18 protein-coding genes and 1 tRNA gene are annotated in these 16773 nt (G+C 68.2%); 10 read left to right on the forward strand and 9 right to left on the reverse strand.

Features of this window, described 5'->3' with window-relative positions:
- Window positions 1-872: 872 nt before the first annotated feature.
- Window positions 873-3830: an NACHT domain-containing protein gene (locus tag AC5L34_RS28470; RefSeq protein ID WP_494827762.1), complete on the forward strand. Its 2958-nt coding sequence runs from the start codon at window positions 873-875 to the stop codon at window positions 3828-3830.
- Between the two features lie 67 nt (window positions 3831-3897).
- Here AC5L34_RS28470 and AC5L34_RS28475 read toward each other — a convergent pair whose 3' ends face one another.
- From AC5L34_RS28475 to AC5L34_RS28485, 3 genes are all read right to left on the reverse strand, one after another.
- A complete protein-coding gene (locus AC5L34_RS28475; RefSeq protein ID WP_494827764.1) occupies window positions 3898-4953 on the reverse strand; it encodes an IS110 family RNA-guided transposase in 1056 nt (351 codons plus the stop codon).
- Between the two features lie 1126 nt (window positions 4954-6079).
- Window positions 6080-6622, reverse strand: coding sequence for a 2'-5' RNA ligase family protein (locus AC5L34_RS28480; protein ID WP_494827785.1), 543 nt, complete (start codon window positions 6620-6622; stop codon window positions 6080-6082).
- A 113-nt stretch (window positions 6623-6735) separates the two neighbouring features.
- A complete protein-coding gene (locus AC5L34_RS28485) occupies window positions 6736-7479 on the reverse strand; it encodes a GntR family transcriptional regulator (RefSeq protein ID WP_494827787.1) in 744 nt (247 codons plus the stop codon).
- A 54-nt stretch (window positions 7480-7533) separates the two neighbouring features.
- Between AC5L34_RS28485 and AC5L34_RS28490 the strand changes: the two genes are divergently transcribed.
- The 3 genes from AC5L34_RS28490 to AC5L34_RS28500 all read left to right on the forward strand — a co-directional run bounded on the left by AC5L34_RS28490 (window position 7534) and on the right by AC5L34_RS28500 (window position 8957).
- Window positions 7534-7740: a helix-turn-helix domain-containing protein gene (locus AC5L34_RS28490; RefSeq protein WP_151457602.1), complete on the forward strand. Its 207-nt coding sequence runs from the start codon at window positions 7534-7536 to the stop codon at window positions 7738-7740.
- Window positions 7740-8066: a hypothetical protein gene (locus tag AC5L34_RS28495; RefSeq protein ID WP_494827766.1), complete on the forward strand. Its 327-nt coding sequence runs from the start codon at window positions 7740-7742 to the stop codon at window positions 8064-8066. Before AC5L34_RS28490 ends, AC5L34_RS28495 begins: the two co-directional genes overlap by 1 nt.
- 126 nt (window positions 8067-8192) lie before the next feature.
- The gene (locus AC5L34_RS28500; RefSeq protein WP_494827768.1) at window positions 8193-8957 is read left to right on the forward strand and encodes a tyrosine-type recombinase/integrase; all 765 of its coding nucleotides are present in this window, start codon (window positions 8193-8195) and stop codon (window positions 8955-8957) included.
- A gap of 57 nt (window positions 8958-9014) precedes the next feature.
- On the opposite strand, the gene AC5L34_RS28505 is transcribed toward AC5L34_RS28500, so the two are convergent.
- Both AC5L34_RS28505 and AC5L34_RS28510 read right to left on the reverse strand, forming a co-directional pair.
- Window positions 9015-9089: transfer RNA gene (locus AC5L34_RS28505), tRNA-Val, on the reverse strand.
- A gap of 94 nt (window positions 9090-9183) precedes the next feature.
- Window positions 9184-9729, reverse strand: coding sequence for a TIGR02611 family protein (locus AC5L34_RS28510; RefSeq protein ID WP_441178096.1), 546 nt, complete (start codon window positions 9727-9729; stop codon window positions 9184-9186).
- Window positions 9730-10032: 303 nt separating this feature from the next.
- On the opposite strand from AC5L34_RS28510, the gene AC5L34_RS28515 reads away from it, so the two are divergent.
- The gene (locus AC5L34_RS28515) at window positions 10033-10464 is read left to right on the forward strand and encodes an SsgA family sporulation/cell division regulator (RefSeq protein WP_067311359.1); all 432 of its coding nucleotides are present in this window, start codon (window positions 10033-10035) and stop codon (window positions 10462-10464) included.
- Window positions 10465-10524: 60 nt separating this feature from the next.
- Here AC5L34_RS28515 and AC5L34_RS28520 read toward each other — a convergent pair whose 3' ends face one another.
- Window positions 10525-11301 (reverse strand): glucose 1-dehydrogenase, encoded by a 777-nt coding sequence (locus AC5L34_RS28520; RefSeq protein WP_494827771.1) that lies wholly within the window; start codon window positions 11299-11301, stop codon window positions 10525-10527.
- Window positions 11302-11557: 256 nt separating this feature from the next.
- Here AC5L34_RS28520 and AC5L34_RS28525 point away from each other — a divergent pair, with 256 nt between their 5' ends.
- From AC5L34_RS28525 to AC5L34_RS28535, 3 genes are read left to right on the forward strand one after another with little or no spacing between them, the layout of a single operon-like run.
- Window positions 11558-12460 carry a helix-turn-helix transcriptional regulator gene (locus AC5L34_RS28525; protein ID WP_441178085.1) on the forward strand — a complete coding sequence of 301 codons (903 nt, stop codon included), beginning with the start codon at window positions 11558-11560 and terminating at the stop codon, window positions 12458-12460.
- Between the two features lie 7 nt (window positions 12461-12467).
- Window positions 12468-12923, forward strand: coding sequence for an RrF2 family transcriptional regulator (locus AC5L34_RS28530; protein ID WP_089001265.1), 456 nt, complete (start codon window positions 12468-12470; stop codon window positions 12921-12923).
- Window positions 12923-13435 (forward strand): GNAT family N-acetyltransferase, encoded by a 513-nt coding sequence (locus AC5L34_RS28535; RefSeq protein WP_441178084.1) that lies wholly within the window; start codon window positions 12923-12925, stop codon window positions 13433-13435. The genes AC5L34_RS28530 and AC5L34_RS28535 overlap by 1 nt, the downstream gene beginning before the upstream one ends.
- 116 nt (window positions 13436-13551) lie before the next feature.
- Here the strand turns inward: AC5L34_RS28535 and AC5L34_RS28540 are convergent, their stop codons facing one another.
- Entirely contained in the window at window positions 13552-14124 is a 573-nt protein-coding gene (locus AC5L34_RS28540) for a flavin reductase family protein (protein ID WP_441178083.1), read from the reverse strand.
- Between the two features lie 328 nt (window positions 14125-14452).
- On the opposite strand from AC5L34_RS28540, the gene AC5L34_RS28545 reads away from it, so the two are divergent.
- Window positions 14453-14632, forward strand: coding sequence for a DUF4236 domain-containing protein (locus tag AC5L34_RS28545; protein WP_007075522.1), 180 nt, complete (start codon window positions 14453-14455; stop codon window positions 14630-14632).
- A 56-nt stretch (window positions 14633-14688) separates the two neighbouring features.
- Here the strand turns inward: AC5L34_RS28545 and AC5L34_RS28550 are convergent, their stop codons facing one another.
- Both AC5L34_RS28550 and AC5L34_RS28555 read right to left on the reverse strand, forming a co-directional pair.
- Window positions 14689-15579, reverse strand: coding sequence for a hypothetical protein (locus tag AC5L34_RS28550; protein ID WP_441178082.1), 891 nt, complete (start codon window positions 15577-15579; stop codon window positions 14689-14691).
- 134 nt (window positions 15580-15713) lie between these two features.
- Window positions 15714-16235 carry a VOC family protein gene (locus AC5L34_RS28555; RefSeq protein WP_441178081.1) on the reverse strand — a complete coding sequence of 174 codons (522 nt, stop codon included), beginning with the start codon at window positions 16233-16235 and terminating at the stop codon, window positions 15714-15716.
- Window positions 16236-16285: 50 nt separating this feature from the next.
- Between AC5L34_RS28555 and AC5L34_RS28560 the strand changes: the two genes are divergently transcribed.
- Window positions 16286-16747 carry a MarR family winged helix-turn-helix transcriptional regulator gene (locus tag AC5L34_RS28560; protein WP_357662927.1) on the forward strand — a complete coding sequence of 154 codons (462 nt, stop codon included), beginning with the start codon at window positions 16286-16288 and terminating at the stop codon, window positions 16745-16747.
- Window positions 16748-16773 lie beyond the last annotated feature (26 nt).

The following is a 16773-nucleotide window of genomic DNA, read 5'->3' on the forward strand; positions in this document are numbered from 1 at the left end:
GGAGACCTCTTCAGTTATCGATCACCGCCACGCCGTGACCCCACCCGACCAACACCCACTTACGAAACGCGCCCTAGTGCCGTTGCTTGCGCCCCCGCCACCGTCGGATGTTCCCTAGCGACGGTTAGCGCCGGACCTCTTGCTGACTTCTCGCTGACGTGGCGCCCAGACACCCCCGGCGTCCGGCCGGCCCTGGCCAGTACCGGCGGTCGCGCCGCCAGCAGGTCAGAGCCGGCCCGGGAACCAGCGGATTAAGAGTGCTCCCTCTCGACCGAGCTCAACCGCCCTAGCCTCATCCCTGCTAGCCAGGCGGCTTGGCCGATCGTGCTCATCTTGCGGCCGGCTGGGGTCAGAGCGCCACGGGGTCGCTTCGTCCCGAACGCCGGCGCGGCGCACCGTAGGTTGTCAGCTGCGGCCGTTTCGATGCCTTCATGCTGCCTCTGCCCCCAGGAGATCAAGACTCGCATCAACCAAACGGTCGGTGACTGGTGCTGTCCTACTCGCCATGTCGTGTCCCGCCGGTCTCCGACGGGGTACGTCGGCCGGCTTAGCCCATACGGATGGTCGCACATCCAAGCGAGGCTCCGATCGGCCAATCACCAGTCCGCCCCACCAGCGCATAGGTGCCGCTCAACCATCAAGCCGCCAGGAAGTCCGATACCCGACACCCTGCATCCTTGAGTATCCATGCTAAGGCATTGAGGATGTCGATGACTGATGCCATGCTCACCTACCATGAATTGCAGCATGCAGGCCCGAATCAAGTTTCCGATTCCGCTGGCGACGCCCATCGCGAACGAATGCTGGTTTCCTGACGTCTCCGACAACCACATCAAAGACGATTCGACCCTACGAGTTTCGGGGACAAAATAGTGACAACTGGCGTAGAAGCAGGGATCGCACGTGCAGTTGTCAGCGCAACACGTTTCATCGTGCCAACAATTGCCGAGAAGCAGCGTCGCAAGAAATTGGCGGATGAGGTCAAGCCCCTCCTTGCTGCACACAACGCCGACATCCTGATGAATGAAATCGGCAGCAAGAATGCAAAGCCGCTGTTAAGCTTCTTCGAGTCTCCGGAATTTGAAAGAATAGCTTTGACTCTAACGGTGTCCGTTTACAACGGATCGAAGGAGCCGGAATTATCTCAAGTAAGGGAAGAGTTGCGACTAGGGCTTGCCCGGCACATCAATGAGGAATCGGAACGGCTCTTTGAAATCACGGAAGTGACATTCAACATCCTGCTGGCTTCCGCAAACATGGTGCAGGCAACATTAAGGACTCCCGTCGGAGGGCACGCCTCTCCTGCTCTTCTGGCAACTACAGCCCAACTTGTCGCAGCTTCGTCGCGCAACTGCGACATCCTATCTAGAACCAAAGAGACTGCCGCCTTCGAGGATTTCTGTACTGCACTTAGAGGACAGGCGAAAGCGGCATATGCAACGATGAAGTTGCCACACGCCGGACTTAACCGTGCTGTTTCATACAGTCGAATATTCGTCCAGCCAGACATTTACAGATTCCAGCTCAGAGAGAATCAGAAGGCGTCCCAGGATCAGGCTCGAACCACGGTATCCAAGCTAATTTCAACCAAGCTCAGATTCGTGTTACTCGGCGATCCAGGCGCGGGCAAATCCACATCGGCAAACAAGCTTGCTTTCGACATCGCGACCAACAAGATACCCAGCTTGGTGAACCGCGTGCCATTCCTTGTCCAGCTTCGCGATCATACCGAGAAGTTGAAGGGTTCCGCAGATGCCACCCTCATCGACTGCATTAAGGCAAGCTGCAACCGGCCGCACCATATATTCCCTAGCACGGAACAGATAGAGCATGCGCTACTCGGGGGGCGCGCCGTGTTAATCATCGACGGCGTGGACGAGTTGGGCGAGCCATCTTTACGCGCCCGGCTCGCCGATCTCGTCGAAGGATTCGCAGTACGGTACCCTCTAACTCAAATCATGGTTACTTCCCGCCAAGTTGGCTACTTCGACGCACCGCTAAATGAAGAGGCGTTCCCGATTTACCGTGTCGCCCCTTTTAGCGAGAACCAGGTAATTAGCTACTCCAATAAATGGTTTCAGGCGGGATCGGGAGCTTATCAACTGAGTGCGAGCGAAATGTCGAAAGCGTTCGTGCAAGAAAGCCAGACAACCGTCCCCGACCTGCGCACCAACCCTCTCCTGCTTTCGCTATTGTGCGGCATGTACGCGTCAACGCAATATCTACCTAGAAATCGCCCCGAAGTTTACGAGAAGTGTGCCGAGATGCTCTTTGAACGCTGGGATCGTTCTAGAGGCGTCCACGTACCGCTCCGCTTCGCCGCAGACATTCGGCCCGCTGTCCAGCAGCTCGCTTGGCTACTTCTAACTGATCAAAAAAGCCGCGTGGCTCTTCCGCGCTCTGAAATTCTTCGGTTCCTGACCGACTACCTCAAGAGCAAACGATACGAGGACGAGGATGAGGCCACCCAGGCGGCGACTGATTTCGTCGACTTCTGTGCGGGCCGAGCCTGGGCGCTATCGGAAGTCGGTTCTAGCCTCGCCGAGCCCTTATATGGGTTCACTCATCGCACCTTCCTTGAATATTTCGCCGCTAGCAGAATAGTGCGCCACGCGCCAGATGCACGTATGATCTGGAGCTTAATAGGAGATAAGATCCTGGACAGTTCCTGGCGAGAGGTGGCCCATCTTTCCATGCAGATCCTCGATCGAACAGTCGAGGACCAGGCCAACTTGTTTCTTGAGCTAATTCTCGACACCTTGCCCAGCGAACATGAATATGAGCGAGGCCAGTATCTAGCATTCTGCGTAAACTCCCTGAGCGCGATCCATCCCTCACCTGCGACTTTCCGAAGGCTTGTCAACAGCACAGTCCAAATGGCGAGCGCTCGCACGGTTCAAGAGCGCTGCCCGGTCATCACCCAGCCCATCTACCTCGGCTCCATGTTCGGGGGAGATGATGCATTAATTATGCTCCTCATGAATCGACACGAATATCGCGAGAAAGCATGTCGCCTCGCTATCGAAGAGATGCTGTCTTTGTCTAAAACATCTCCTTGGTACGAAAACGCCGCAAGCCTACTAATAGCGAGCCTCTTGCCGGGCCATCCTTTCAGCGATGTGACCATCCCTGAACTCTCCGGCAAAGAGGCAATAGGAGCCTCTTTGCCGTGGCACCAACTCTTTGACGCAGTCTGTCCGCCCGATGTAGAGAAGCTGACGGCTCGTCACTTCCTTGGACGACCGCTCTTTTTTTCGAGGATTACCTCATCCCCCCTTGAGAAAGTTATCGAGCTCGGACTACAAGATGAGCTGAATTCTTCGACCAGACGACTGGCGAAACAGATGGAGAACACGCTCATCTCCACGCCAAACCCCTGGGAGACTGTGGTTTACTCCGCTACTCCAAGCCGAAATTCTTTGCGTGAACGCACATTGCTACTTCCGCCGTCAACAATTATCAAGAACTCGAAGCGGACCGACAGTATTGCGCTTTCCTCGATGGAGGAAAGCGGTCTGGTTGCGATTCCGGAAGAATGTCGAGGGCTGGCTATTCTCGGGGCGTTGCCGATGGTAGAGATTTATAGCGATGCGCCTGACAGCACTGAAGATGACTGGCTTTCCCTCAACTCGTCGTTCTACATGAAGCTCTTGCGGGCGCGATCCGTGGGGCTGGCCCGCGATCGTGACTATGCCCGTTCTGCTCTAAAGCGACTCAAGCTGCAACCGAGAGTAGAAGAGTTTATAGAGGGCTGGATTGAGCACCGAGTCTCTGTGCTATCACTTCAACTGATTCATCCGAGCGAGAAACTCCGCCTCGTATCGCCGTGACCTACCGCGCGCCCGCTTCATAACTGCACCTCAGCTAGGTTCTGCCATCCCGATGCTCCTATGGAGGTCAAGGGGTGAGGGCGGCGAAGTCTGCGCGTAGGGCGGTGTAGACGTCGCGGACGATGTAGCGCTTGAGGCAGCGGAGGATTTCTTGCTTGCTAAGGCCTTCGGTGATGCGTCGTTGCTGGTAGGCGCGGGTGCGTTCGTCGTAGCGCAGGCGGCAGAGCGCGATGGTGTGTAGGGCGTGGTTGGCGCCGCGGTCGCCTCCTCGGTGCAGGCGGTGGCGGCGCACCCGTCCGGAGCTGGCGGGGATGGGTGCTGCGCCGCAGAGGTGGGCCAGGGCTGCTTCGGAGCGCAGCCGGTCGGGGTTGTCGCCGGCGGTGGTGAGCAGTTGGGCGGCGACGTCGGTGCCGACGCCGTACAGGGCGCTGGTGTGTGGTGCGGCTTGGCGGACCAGGGGTGCCAGCTGCCGGTCGAGGGTGGTGATCTCCTCGGTAAGTGCGACGACCCGTCGGGCGAGTCCGGCCAGTGCAGCAGCGGTGGCGTGTTCCGGGTCGTTGAGGCGGGTCGGGTCGATGGTGAGGGCGGTGCAGCGTGTGACCAGGACGGCTGCGCTGAGCTTGGTCAGCTTCGCCCGCAGAACTTCCGGTGCGGCGGCGACCAGGCCGCGCATCTGGTTGATCGCCGCTGTGCGGGCCTTGACTGCACCTTGGCGGGCTACTCGCAGGGCGCGGATGGCTTCGACAGGTCCGCTGCGGGTCTTGGGCGTGCCCATGGCGGTGCCCGCGAGGGTGGCCCTGGCGGCGGCGATGGCGTCGATCGGGTCGGACTTGCCCTTGCTCCGGCGGGTCCTGCGATCCGGGCGGTCGACCTCGACAACGGTGATCTTTTGGCTGGTCAGGTGGCGGGCCAGGCCGGCGCCGTAGCTGCCGGTTCCCTCGATGCCGACGGCGATCAGCCGGCCGAACGAGCGCATCCAGGCCAATAGGTCGGCATAGCCGGCGGCGGTCGCCGCGAACTCGGCGTCGCCCAGGAGCCCGCCCGTGCTGTCGATGGCTGCCGCGTGGTGGGTGTCGCGGTGCGTGTCAACACCGCCGATGACCGCTCGCTTCTTCGCTGCCATGCTGGTGAGGTCCGCCTTTCTCGGTCGCGTCGAGAACACGTGGACACGTCACCGGTCAGGCGATGCGGACAACACAGTGGTGGGCGCCTCTCGCACAGGCTCCTATCAAGTCACGACGCCTGGCCGGTGACATGCAGATGTCGGGGCCACCGAGCCGGCCGACGAATCGGGATCAGGACAGCAACCGTCGGTCTGCCGGTGAGTCAGACCAACCCGGCGACCCACCCCACCATCCTCACTGTCTGCCGCCGACCCACACACCGTGGAGCGGGCCAGGGCCAGGGTGACAAGGTGGAGCGCCCTACCGGACGTACGACCTTGTCGCCCTGGCCCTGGTCTGCTCGGCTTGCCTGGGTCGGTGGCTGGCGGGATGGCATCCCACCCCAACCACCCATGACCGCAACCGTTCGGCAACTCCATCCTGGAGTCGTTGCGCCCCCGCCGGAGGCAGCTCTAACCCCAACCCCGCCCCCACCCTCCGCCCCCTCCCCTACCTACACCCCTTCCCCACCTCGGACCCGTGAGCGGCCTGACGGATTCCGTTCGGCAACTCGACCGGGCGACCGTCGACCGGTCCGCGGTGAAACGTCACCAGGGCTGGAAGCCACGGAAGGTAGAGGCTGTCGCATGGTCCCGGTCAGTCCCGGGACTCGTCACCGGGTCCCTTCACGGACCCAGGCGTGACGCGCGGGGCGGGGCGTGGTTTGCGGGCCGGCTGACTTTCCGCCCCGGCGCCGTAGGCGGCCGGGGCGGCGGCTCCGTAGGAGCCGGTTGCCGCGCCCCGGCCCGCGCCGCGCGGAGCGCCTTGATCTAGTACAGGCCAATTCGGCAACAGATCACAGGCAGCTCCGAGCCGACCAAGGCCAACACGACACCACCCACCGCCCTGCACTTCCACCCGCAGCGGCTACGCAACCCGGCACCGCACCAAGTCTGGCCCCTGACCGAGCTGCCCCCGCTCGCAATCCGGCCAGCCACTCCCCCGGCACCTCCCCAACCAATGACGCCGCGTTCGTGCTCGTGCCTCAACCTCGGCTCGCCTTGCCCTTCCCCTTCTCCCCCGCTGAACAAGCCGAGGGCGGCTCCTCTCGAAGCCGCCCTCACCCTGCGCCACCTCTTGCCCTGGTCACTTCAACGGAAGCGCCTGCACGGTTCGCCACTCGTACATCTGCTGATCGCGGTGCATCTCGATGAGGTCGACGTGGTTGATCGTCAACCGTGCGGTCCCGACCTCTGCGCGACTCACGGCGTCGACGTACGGCACCGCCGATCCATCCGCAGTGATGTAGGCGACGCTGACGTGAGGGCGAAACCGGTCCGCGTCCTCGGCGACCTGGTCCTCACCGAGAACCCGACTGAGGGCCTGGCGAGTCAGGCGGCGTAGCTCGCGAATCGGTTCCGCTGGCTCGGCAGGCATGACAATCGCTTCGTCTGCCACGACGATCGGTCCGAACTCCACATCGAAGGCCGGAACGCTCGCGAGTATGGACCGGGCCTCCGCGGCGATCCTGCCGACCACGTCGGGTGCGAGTTCATCGGCGAAACCAACGCCCTGCATCGTGAGGTGTAGCCACCGGTCCGGAATGAGGGTCAGGCTCGGCTTCTCTGCCAGGGTCGTTCGATATGCGGTCGCCAGGTCGTAGAGGGTGGGTTGGTTGTCGAAGGTGATGTGGAAGGCGTAGAAGCGCCTCCCGACATGCCATCCGGGACGCCATCACCAATGGTTGCGAACGTGGGCGGCGTGCGTGCCGGGAGGGAGGTCAACGAGCGACATGGGCTACCTCAGACTTCGGAGGGCGTGTCGGGTTCGGAGGGCTCCGGCTCTACCGGGTACTCGTCGATGACGACGATGCGGTCTGCCGGCCAGACCGATTCGGATACCTCCAGCACGGTTCCGTCCTCGGCGCGGGCCACGTGGATGACCTGCATGACCGGTGCGCCTGTCGGCAGTTCCAGCGCTGAGGCTTCCTCGGCGGTGGGAAGACGAGAGAGCCAGTGATCGCGAGCGGTGGCGTACCGCTTGCCGCTCAGCTCTTCGATACACAGGAACAGGGCTTTCGGCACCACGGTGGGCTCTTCGAGGTAGGTCCCACCGCCGATGTCGGTCAGGATGTAGCTCGCCCCGATTTCTTCGGGCTTGCCCGTCTCACGGTTGTAGAGGTGCCGGCGCCGGACCACTACCTCTGTGCCCGCTGGTAGGTCCATAGCCGTGGCGATCTCGCCTGTCACCGGCGCCCGTCCCGCGAACACGATGTCGTGGCGCAAGTGCGCCGTCAGTAGCTTCTGATCGTTCCTCGCTCGGCCGTAGCGGTGCCGTGAGCGCCTTTGAAGGCGGCGGCTTTCACGGACGAAAGTCCCCACGCCGTGACGGGACTCGATCAGCCCTTCTGCGCGGAGCACGCTGATGGCGTTGCGCAGGGTAATCGGGCTGACCTTGAAGCGTTCGGCCAACGCCGTCTCGGCTGGCAGCCGTTCTCCGGCCTTCATCTGCCCGTCGCGGATACTCCGCCGCAGCTCTGCTGCGATCTGTAGGTATTTGGGGGCCCTTGTGCCCCCGACACCCCCGGCCGCCTGCTCCGCATGGCCGACAGCCGGGCCGTCTACTCCGTCCGCGAGGTCGCCCGGCTGCTCTCCCTCTCCCTCGGCAGCACCTACGCCCTGGTCCGCGAGGGCGAGATACCCGCCCGCAAGCTCGGCGGACGCTGGGTCATCCCCAAGAAGCGATTCCACGCCTGGCTCGACGAATGCACCGAGCAGCCGACCGACGAACCGGAGGGCTGGGCCTAATGGGACACATCATCAAGACGCCTGCGGGCACTTTCCGGGCCAACTGGCGGGACGCGAGCGGCCGGCAAAAGGCCAAGACTTTTCCGACCAGGCGTCAGGCGGCTTCCTTTCTCGCCGAGACGGAAACCGCCATCGCGCGGGGTGGGTACGTCGATCCTCACGCCGGTCGGCTGCCGTTCGGGAAATACGCGGAACGGTGGCGGGAGTCACGTAACGACGAACTCACCACGAAGGCCCGGGATGCCTCGATCCTGCGAACGCACGTACTCCCGCGCTGGTCCGACGTGCCGCTGCACCGGATCGATCACCTTGCCGTACAGACCTGAGTGACGGAGCTCAGTGCACGACGCTCGCCCGCCACCGTGGCGGAGTGCTTCCGCCTGCTCTCGGCTGTCCTTCGTTCCGCCGTCCGTGATCGGCTCATCGGCACCAACCCGTGTGAGGGCGTCAAGGTGCCAGCGCGCCGTAGGAAGGACACGGACGGACTGGTCCTGTCCCGCGCTGATCTGGTCGCCAGACTCCTGCCGGCCGTGCCTGACCGGTACCGCGCCCTGGTCGCGCTTGCCGGCGGTACCGGGCTGCGTTGGGGCGAGTGCATCGGGCTCCGCTGGGAATCGCTCGACCTGACCAGGAAGACGGTCGAGGTCGTCCGGGTCGCCGTCGAGGTCGCCGGCACCGTCACCAGCAAGCCCTATCCGAAGTCGCGGGCAGGTCGGCGTACCGTCCCGGTCCCGGACTTCGCGGTCGAGCTGCTGACGGCCCACCGCGACGTCTTCCCCGCCGGTCCCCGCGGTGAGGTCTTCACCAACTCGTCCGCCGGTCCGCTACGCCGGACGCTGTTCCGCGCTCGCGTCTGGCGACCGTCGCTGGTCCGTGCCGGCCTGCTCGGGAACGTGAGTCGGCTCGGGCACTTCAAGTGGCGTGCGGCCTGGCTCGACCTCGAAGGCGTCGAGTGGACGGCGGATTTCACCACCGAGCGGGAGGCGGTCGCGCACGTGGCGAAGATGGCGCCGGGCGGTCTTCGCTTTCACGACCTGCGGCACTCGTACGCCACGGAGCTGGTGTCGCGGGGCGTCCCGGTCAACGACGTCCAGGCCGTGATGGGCCACGAGAAACCGTCGACCACCCTGAATCTCTACACCCACCGATCCGACGGGCGGGATCAACGCATCCGCGAGGCGTTCGCTGACGATCCGCTGACGCCCAACGACGACTGACGATGGAATCAGCAAGAGCCACCCTCTTCCGAGGGTGGCTCTTCTGCGTTACTTCGATGGTGGGCGATACTGGGATCGAACCAGTGACCTCTTCGGTGTGAACGAAGCGCTCTCCCGCTGAGCTAATCGCCCTCAGCGCCGATGACTCTACCTGATCGAGGGACCGGACCGGAAATCCGGGGTCCGCGTGCCGCGCGGCGGCCGGTCGCCCCGGCGGAGCGCCGGGTCAGTGCGTCGCCAGGTAGTGCAGCGCCTCGGCGACCACGTCGATGCCGAAGCTGTACTTCAGCGACAGCCAGACCACCGAGCCGACGAAGACCAGGCCGACGGAGCCGAGCAGGAAGCGTACGGCCAGCGACCGGTCCTTCACCCACTGCGTCCAGTTGTGCACGTGCCGACGGGTGAAGCCGAGCAGCCGGCGGGCCCAGTGGAACTCGACGGCCCAGACGCCGAGGCCGGCGATCACGAGCAGCCAGCCGGGGCCGGGCAGCGGGATGAGGGCGATGCCGATGGTGACGACGAGGGCCCCGGCGATGGCGATGAAGATCTTGAGCGCGACCCGTCCGGTGGGGTTGGCCCGGATCAGTTCGAGGGTGGTGCTCAGCCGCTGCCGCCAGCGCGGTCGCTGCCGCCGTTCGGCCAGCATCGTCCGGCCGGCGTCACCCCGGTCGGCTCCCGGCCGGCCGGGCCGCTCGTGCTGCTCCATCGGCACCCCGTACCCCCGCTTTTCGGCTGGCCGGGCCGCGACTTTCGGCGGGCCCGGCTCTGCCATCGGATCCACTGAGGATCGTTTCGTAACCATTTCCTCCCCCAGTGTGGCTCGCGCCCGTCACTGCAACGGCCGACTGGACGTTACCGGAGTAAGTCGACGACTGAACCACCCGATGCCGGGCGGGATCACGCACTGGGCAGAACCGGAAATCCTACATGAATCTTCACATTCACGCGGCCTTTCCGACCCCCTTCCCACCACTGGGTGAAGTCAGCGTATGGCGGAGCGTAGCCAGGAGTAGCACCTGAGTATGGGAAAAGCGGGACACGCGCGTTCCGCAGCGGTGCCGGGGGGAGATCGTCCATGAGTGTCATCCGACCGACGACCGTAGAGGTCGAGACGTCGCTAAGGCTCGTCGCACCTGATGCCACCGCCTTGCCGGTGCGTGCCAGTCTGCGTTACGACCCTGCTGATCCGTATGCGGTCCATGTCCTGTTCCACGCCGAATCCGCCGGCGGCGAGGCGGTCAGCTGGTCGTTCGCCCGGGAGCTGCTGGTCACGGGTCTCGACGAGCCGGCCGGTATCGGGGACGTGCGGGTCTGGCCCTGGGCCACCCCGCGCGGGGACTTCGTCGCGCTGGCGCTGTCGTCGCCCGACGGCAACGCACTGTTCGAGGTGCCGCGCAGCGTCCTGGTGCGCTTCCTGCGCCGGACCTACGTCGTCGTTCCGCGCGGCCGCGAGGCCGAGCACCTGGACGTCGACACCGCGGTGAGCCGGCTGCTCGCCGGCCGCTGAACCACCGGCCACTCCGGCCTACCAGGGGGTACGCGCACCGTCTCCCGCCTCCCGCCGTGCTCAGCCGTGGGTGGTGATGCCGCCGTCGACCGGGATCACCGCACCGGTGAGGTACGCGCCGGCGCGCGACGACAGGTAGATCGCGGTGCCGGCCATGTCCTCCGGCCGACCGATCCGGCCCAGCGGCACCTGCCCCTCGATGGCGGTCCGGGACGCGGGGTCGTCCAGCGCGAACGCCATCATCTTGCTCTCGAACGGCCCCGGCGCGATCGCGTTGACGGTGATCCGCTCGCCGGCGAGCTGGTGCGCCAGGCTGCGGGTGAGCATGTGCACGGCGGCCTTGGTCGCCGAGTACGCGTACACCTCCATCATCGGCACCCGGATGCCGTCGATGGAGCCGATGTTGATCACGCGGGCCGGGTCGTCGGCGCTGGCCGAGGCGCGCAGCGCGGGCAGCAGTGCGGTCGTCAGCCGGAAGACCGCCTTGACGTTGACGGCCCAGAGCTTGTCGAACGCGCTCTCCGGGTACGACTCCAGCGGCGCGCCCCAGGTGGCACCCGCGTTGTTGACCAGCACGTCGAGCCGGTCGAACCGCTCCCGTACGGCGGCGGCCAGGCCCTCGGCGCCGGCGTCGTGGCCGAGGTCGGCGGGGATGGCCTCGCAGCGCCCCTCGGCGGAGAGTTCCTTGGCCACGGCCTCGCAGACCTCCGCCTTGCGGGACGAGATGATCACGTGTGCGCCGGCCCGGACGAAGCCCTGGGCGATCATCAGGCCGATCCCCCGCGAGCCGCCGGTGACCAGGACCGTCTTGCCTTCGACCGAGAACAGATCCGTCATGCCCATCCCATCGCGAGTCGGCCGGGGCCGCCGGGGCGGGGCGGCCCGACCGGCGCGGACCGGCTCCGGCCGTGCCTCGACCAGACGGCGCTACCGCTCGGTAACGTAGCCCGGCCCCGGTGACCTCGACAACCCCCGCCGGCCCTGGCGCGCCGTCCGGCCGGTGACCGGGAGCCGCAGCGTGCCCGCATGCCGCCCGGCCTGGGCGGCCGTCCCGGGATGCGTTGATCGTCGCCCCGGGCTACGGTCGCAGGCGATGGTCTCTTCCGGTCAGCTCTCCCCCGCTCCGCCCGGCAACCCGGCGACCGCCCCCGCCGAGATCGACACGGTGGCCCTCGGTGACCTCGCCTCCGAGCCGCGTTGGCGGCGCCCGGTGCTGCTTGACAGGGACCTGCTCGTGCTGACCACGGGCGGACACGGCACGGCCGAGCTGGATTTCCGCGCCCTGCCCTGCCGCCCCGGCACCCTGCTGCGGGTGCGTGCCGGGCAGGTGCTGCGCTGCGCCGGCCCGCAGCTCGACGCGACGGTGGTGCGCTGGGATCCGGCGGCGCTGCACGGGCTCGACGTCGACCCGGACGCCGTCGGGGCCTGGTTCCAGCTCGCCGGCGAGGACGAGGACGCGGTCATCAACGAGGTCAGCCAGCTCGCGGTCGACTGCCAGCGGCACCGGGGGGTGGCGGCGGCGCGCGGCCTGCTCCGCCACCAGCTCGCCGTGCTGCTGCTGCGGCTGTCGCTGCTGCCCGAACGCGCCTCCCGGGCCACGCGGGCGGAGGCGGCCACGTTCCACCGGCTCTGCCGGGAGGTCGAACGCGGCTACCAGCACACCCGCCGGGTCGAGGACTACGCCGATCGGCTGGGCTGCTCGGTGCGTACGCTCACCCGGGCCTGCCTGGCGGTGACCGGGCGCAGCGCCAAGCAGGTGGTTGACGAGCGGGTGGCCCTCCAGGCGAGCCGGCTGCTGGCGGCCACCGACGAGCCGATCGCCCGGATCGGCCGGCGGCTGGGCTTCTCCGAGCCGACGAACTTCGGCCGGTTCTTCACCCGCGAGGTCGGGGTGAGCCCGGGCGCCTTCCGTGCGGCCCGCGAGCAGCCGCTGCCCGGGCCGCTCGTGCGGCCCCGCCCGCCCGCCGAGGCGACCGGCCGCCCGCGCGGGGCATGATGGCGGGGTGCAGATCTCCGCGCGCGGCGACTACGCGGTACGGGCGGCGCTGAGCCTCGCCACCGCGTACCCCCGGCTGCTCTCCACCCAGGCCATCGCGGCGGAGCAGGACATGCCCCGCAAGTTCCTGGAGGCCGTCCTGGCCGACCTGCGGCGGGCCGGCGTCGTGCGGGCGCAGCGCGGCGCCGAGGGCGGCTACACGCTGGCCCGGCCGCCGCGCGAGGTGACCGTCGGCGCGGTGCTGCGCGCCGTGGAGGGTCCGCTGGCCGGCGTCCGCGGGCTGCGCCCGGAGGAGACCAGCTACGAGGGCGCGGCGGAGAACCTGCCGGGGCTGTGGGTGGCGGTGCGGGCCGCGGTGCGGCGCGTGGTCGACGAGGTGAGCCTCGCGGAGATAGTCAGTGGCCGCCTGCCCGCCCACGTCCGTAGGTTGACGGCGTTGCCCGACGCCTGGGAGCCACGCTGATGCCCACCCCCGTCCTGCGCACCGCGCGCCTGCTGCTGGAGCCCTACCGGCCCGACGACGCCGAGGACTTCGTCGCCCTGCTCACCGACCCGGAGGTCGGCCGGTTCATGGGCGACGGACCGCTGAGCGCCGAGGAGGCCGGCGCCCTCTTCGGGCGGGTGTTCACGAAGGTCTACGCCGAGGACCTCTTCGACGTCTGGGCGGTACGCCGCGACGGCCGCTACGTCGGGCACGCCGAGGTCAAGCGGACGGACCAGGTCGACGGGCACGAGATCATCTACGCGTTGGCGAAGCCGGCCTGGGGCGTGGGCCTCGGCACGGAGCTGGCCCGGGCCCTGGTCCGTCACGGCTTCGACACCCTCGGCCTGCCCCGCGTGTACGCGACCGTCGCCGACGCCAACCACGCCTCGCTGGCGCTGCTGGGCAGGATCGGCTTCGTGCACGAGCGCGACATCGCCGAGGACGACGGCAGCGTCACCCGCGTGCTCGTCGCCGACCGCGCCACCGCCTGACGCCGTCCGCCCCGTCCCCGCAAGGGGCCGTCCCCGCCACCGACCGGCGTGCCCGCCGTCCCCGTGTACCCCACGACGGCGCCGCCGGCCGACGTGTCGGCGGGGGCCCGGCCGGGTCACGCCCGCGTCGGCGGGCCCGTGGTGGTGTAGCCGCCCCGGTGGTAGACCAGCGGGTCCCCGTCCTCGCCGCCGCCGAGCGCGAGCGGCTCGGCCACGAAGAGCGTGTGGTCGCCGGCCGGCACCCGGTGCGCGACGCGGCAGAGCAGCCGGGCCAGCACCCCGGACAGCAGCGGCACATCGAACGGCCCCGGCGTCCAGTGCGGATAGGCGGCGAACCGGTCGATCCCGCCGGTGGCGAAGACCCGGGCGGCCTCCCGCTGCTGGGCGCCGAGCAGGTGCACGGCGACGTGCTCGGCCCGGGCGAAGACCGGCCAGCTCGACGAGGCGGTGCCGAGGCAGAACGAGACGAGCGGCGGGTCCAGCGACACCGAGGTGAAGGACGTGGCGGTGAAGCCGGCCCGCACGGGCTCGCCGGAACCGTCGGCGCGGGTCGGCCCGGCGGTGTCCGGGGCGGCGGTGGTGACCACGGTGACGGTGGCGGCCTGCCGGCGCAGCAGCGTCCGGAACAGGTCCCGGTCCACCGGAAGCAGGTCGGCCGCGTCGGGCCGGGACCACTCCACGGTGGTCACGCCGCCACCGGCGCCGGGCGGACGTGGGGCAGCCCTGCGTCGACGGGCGGGCGAGCCGCGTGGAGAAGATCGTCCCGCTGCGTCATCGCCCCATGCTGCCGCCGACCGCATCCCCGGTCAATGCCCCTATCGATGGCGGCATCGACGTCGGCCGACACCGTCACCGACCCCTACCCCGGCGGCCGGGCCGCGCGTCACCCGTCGGCGTAGGGGTTGCCGGCGACCCCAGGGCTCGATCCACGCCGGCCGGACCGGGTTTCCCGATCCGGCCATTCGGGAATGTTCGGTTTCGACAGGGCAGGGAAGGGATTCGAAGGGAGCTTGAGCGATGGGTCTGATGTTCCGCAAGCGCAAGAAGTACGGCCCGATCATCCTGAACTTCACCGAGAACGGGTTCTCGTCCTGGAGCATCAAGATCGGTCGCTGGTCGTGGAACTCGCGGGCCAAGGCGCACCGCGTCGACCTGCCGGGCCCGCTGTCCTGGAAGCAGGACAAGTCCCGGGCGTGAGATCCCGAGGTCGAGCGGGGTGCCGGTGATTCACCGGCACCCCGCTCGGCGTCGGGTCAGCGGGCCGTCGCGGCGCCGTGGGCGGAGATGACCACGTCGCCGCCGAGCCGGCCGTGCTCCGGGTCGCGGGTCGCCTCCCCCGCGTCGAGCAGGCCGGTCAGCGCCCGGACGGCGTCGGACGACCGGTAGACGGTCGCCGTGAGGACGTGCCGGCGCAGCTCGGTGACCGTACGCGGGCCCGAGCGTCGCAGCTCGGCGAGCAACTCGTCGCGCAGCGGGCCTGCCTCCGGGACCTCGACGACGTCGAGCAGCCCGCCCGCCGGGTCGCGGTAGCGCACGCCGGAGGCACCGTCGCCCGCCCAGAGCGCCTCCTTGAACGCCTCCAGGCTCTTGTCCGACCCGGTCGCGAAGGCGAACAGCCGCGCCGGGTCGCCGTCGGCGGTCACCAACTCCACCTCGCTCGTCAGCGGGAACCCGGCGTCGGCGAGGGCCGCCCGCGCCGGGGTGCCGACGGCGGTGGCGAGCAGCACGTCCGCCGGCTTGCCGGCCGCCGCGGCGGTCAGCACGGCGGGATCGGCGGTGTCGTCGTCCACGACGGACAGCAGGGGCGCGCCGGCCGCGCCGGCCGCCTTCACCGCGACCGGCAGCCGGGCCGGGCCGCCGGGCACGAGGTGCACGGCGACGCCCGCCGGCAGTTCCGCCTCCACGGCGCCGAGCCGGGTCGGCAGGTCCTCGGTGCCGTCGGCGAGCACCAGCACGGTGAGTTGCCGGCCCCGCAGCCGGTCGGCGTGTCCGGCGACCACCCGCAGCGCGGCCTCCGCGCAGCCGGCGTCGCCACCGGCGTACGCCAGGGCGAGGGTGGCCCGGCGGGCGCGGTGCAGCGCCCCCGGCAGCCAGGTCTCCAGGTGTCGGACGAGCAGCTCGCGCAGGACGGCGTCGGTCGGCATGCTGCCGTTCTACCGCACGTCGCCCCGGGCCGGGCACGGCTCCCCCGACCGCAGGGGGCGTCCCGGCCCCCGGGCGGGCCTCGTCGGCCCTGCGGTCGGCTCGCAAGACCCCGGTGCCGTCGGCCCGGGTCCGGTCAGGCCGGGACGGAGATGCCCACGCCGCCCCGGGTCTGGCCGCCGTAGCGCCGCCGCTCGGCGTCCAGGTCGAGCCGGCCGATCCGCTTGCGCGCGGCCAGGGCGGTCTCGTCGAGCCGGTCGGCCGGCACCAGCCAGACGATCTCGAACTCCAGCCCGTCCGGGTCCTGGCCGTAGAGGCTCTTGGTGGTGCCGTGGTCGGACGCGCCGACGAGCGCGCCGGCGGCGGCGAGCCGCTGCGCGGTGGCGTCCAGCTCGTCGAGGGTGTCGACCTCCCAGGCCAGGTGGTAGAGGCCCACGGTGCCGCGGCCGGCGGTGGAGCGCCCGGCGCCCGCGCCGACCTCGAACAGGCCGAGGTCGTGGTCGTTGGTGGAACCGGGCGCCTGGAGGAAGGCGGCGCCCCGGAAACCGTCCGGCGTCATCGGGATCGGCCGGAAGCCCAGCACGTCCCGGTAGAAGTCGACGCTGCGGGCGAGGTCACTGACGTAGAGCACGGCGTGGTTGAGGCGGTGGATTCCCATGCCACCGACGCTAGCGCGGTTTCGTTGAACGTTCAACTAAGTGCCGTATGATGGGCGTCATGACCCGCTGGCTGGATCCCGACGAGCAGCGCACCTGGCGCGCGTACCTGACCGCGTCCCGGGCACTCATGGAGGCGCTGGACCGGGAGCTGCAACGCGACGCCGGGATGCCGCACGCCTACTACGAGATCCTGGTCCGGCTCTCCGAGGCACCCCAACGGCGGCTGCGGATGAGCGAACTGGCCCAGGTCAGCGGCTCCTCGCGCAGCCGGCTCTCCCACGCCGTGGCCCGGCTGGAGGCCGAGGGCTGGGTCCGCCGCGAGGAATGCCCCACCGACCGGCGCGGGCAGATCGCGGTCCTCACCGACGAGGGATTCGCCACCCTCGCCGCCGCCGCGCCCGGCCACGTCGAGGGGGTACGCCGGCACCTGTTCGACGCGCTGACCCCCACCCAGGTGGACCAGTTGCGCCGGATCAGCGAGACGCTCGCCGCACACCTGACCGGTTCTTGACCAATACACTCCCCCTCGGGTCTTGT

Source organism: Micromonospora sp. ZG13 (assembly GCF_059359355.1).

What these genes read in the sequence shown, in the direction of transcription:
- AC5L34_RS28510 (WP_441178096.1), bottom strand. Translation starts at nt 9,729, where the DNA reads ATGGCAGAGCCGGGCCCGCCGAAAGTCGCGGCCCGGCCAGCCGAAAAG.
- AC5L34_RS28520 (WP_494827771.1), bottom strand. Translation starts at nt 11,301, where the DNA reads ATGACGGATCTGTTCTCGGTCGAAGGCAAGACGGTCCTGGTCACCGGC.
- AC5L34_RS28495 (WP_494827766.1), top strand. Translation starts at nt 7,740, where the DNA reads ATGGGACACATCATCAAGACGCCTGCGGGCACTTTCCGGGCCAACTGG.
- AC5L34_RS28475 (WP_494827764.1), bottom strand. Translation starts at nt 4,953, where the DNA reads ATGGCAGCGAAGAAGCGAGCGGTCATCGGCGGTGTTGACACGCACCGC.
- AC5L34_RS28545 (WP_007075522.1), top strand. Translation starts at nt 14,453, where the DNA reads ATGGGTCTGATGTTCCGCAAGCGCAAGAAGTACGGCCCGATCATCCTG.
- AC5L34_RS28525 (WP_441178085.1), top strand. Translation starts at nt 11,558, where the DNA reads ATGGTCTCTTCCGGTCAGCTCTCCCCCGCTCCGCCCGGCAACCCGGCG.
- AC5L34_RS28515 (WP_067311359.1), top strand. Translation starts at nt 10,033, where the DNA reads ATGAGTGTCATCCGACCGACGACCGTAGAGGTCGAGACGTCGCTAAGG.
- AC5L34_RS28560 (WP_357662927.1), top strand. Translation starts at nt 16,286, where the DNA reads ATGGGCGTCATGACCCGCTGGCTGGATCCCGACGAGCAGCGCACCTGG.
- AC5L34_RS28535 (WP_441178084.1), top strand. Translation starts at nt 12,923, where the DNA reads ATGCCCACCCCCGTCCTGCGCACCGCGCGCCTGCTGCTGGAGCCCTAC.
- AC5L34_RS28550 (WP_441178082.1), bottom strand. Translation starts at nt 15,579, where the DNA reads ATGCCGACCGACGCCGTCCTGCGCGAGCTGCTCGTCCGACACCTGGAG.
- AC5L34_RS28555 (WP_441178081.1), bottom strand. Translation starts at nt 16,235, where the DNA reads ATGGGAATCCACCGCCTCAACCACGCCGTGCTCTACGTCAGTGACCTC.
- AC5L34_RS28490 (WP_151457602.1), top strand. Translation starts at nt 7,534, where the DNA reads ATGGCCGACAGCCGGGCCGTCTACTCCGTCCGCGAGGTCGCCCGGCTG.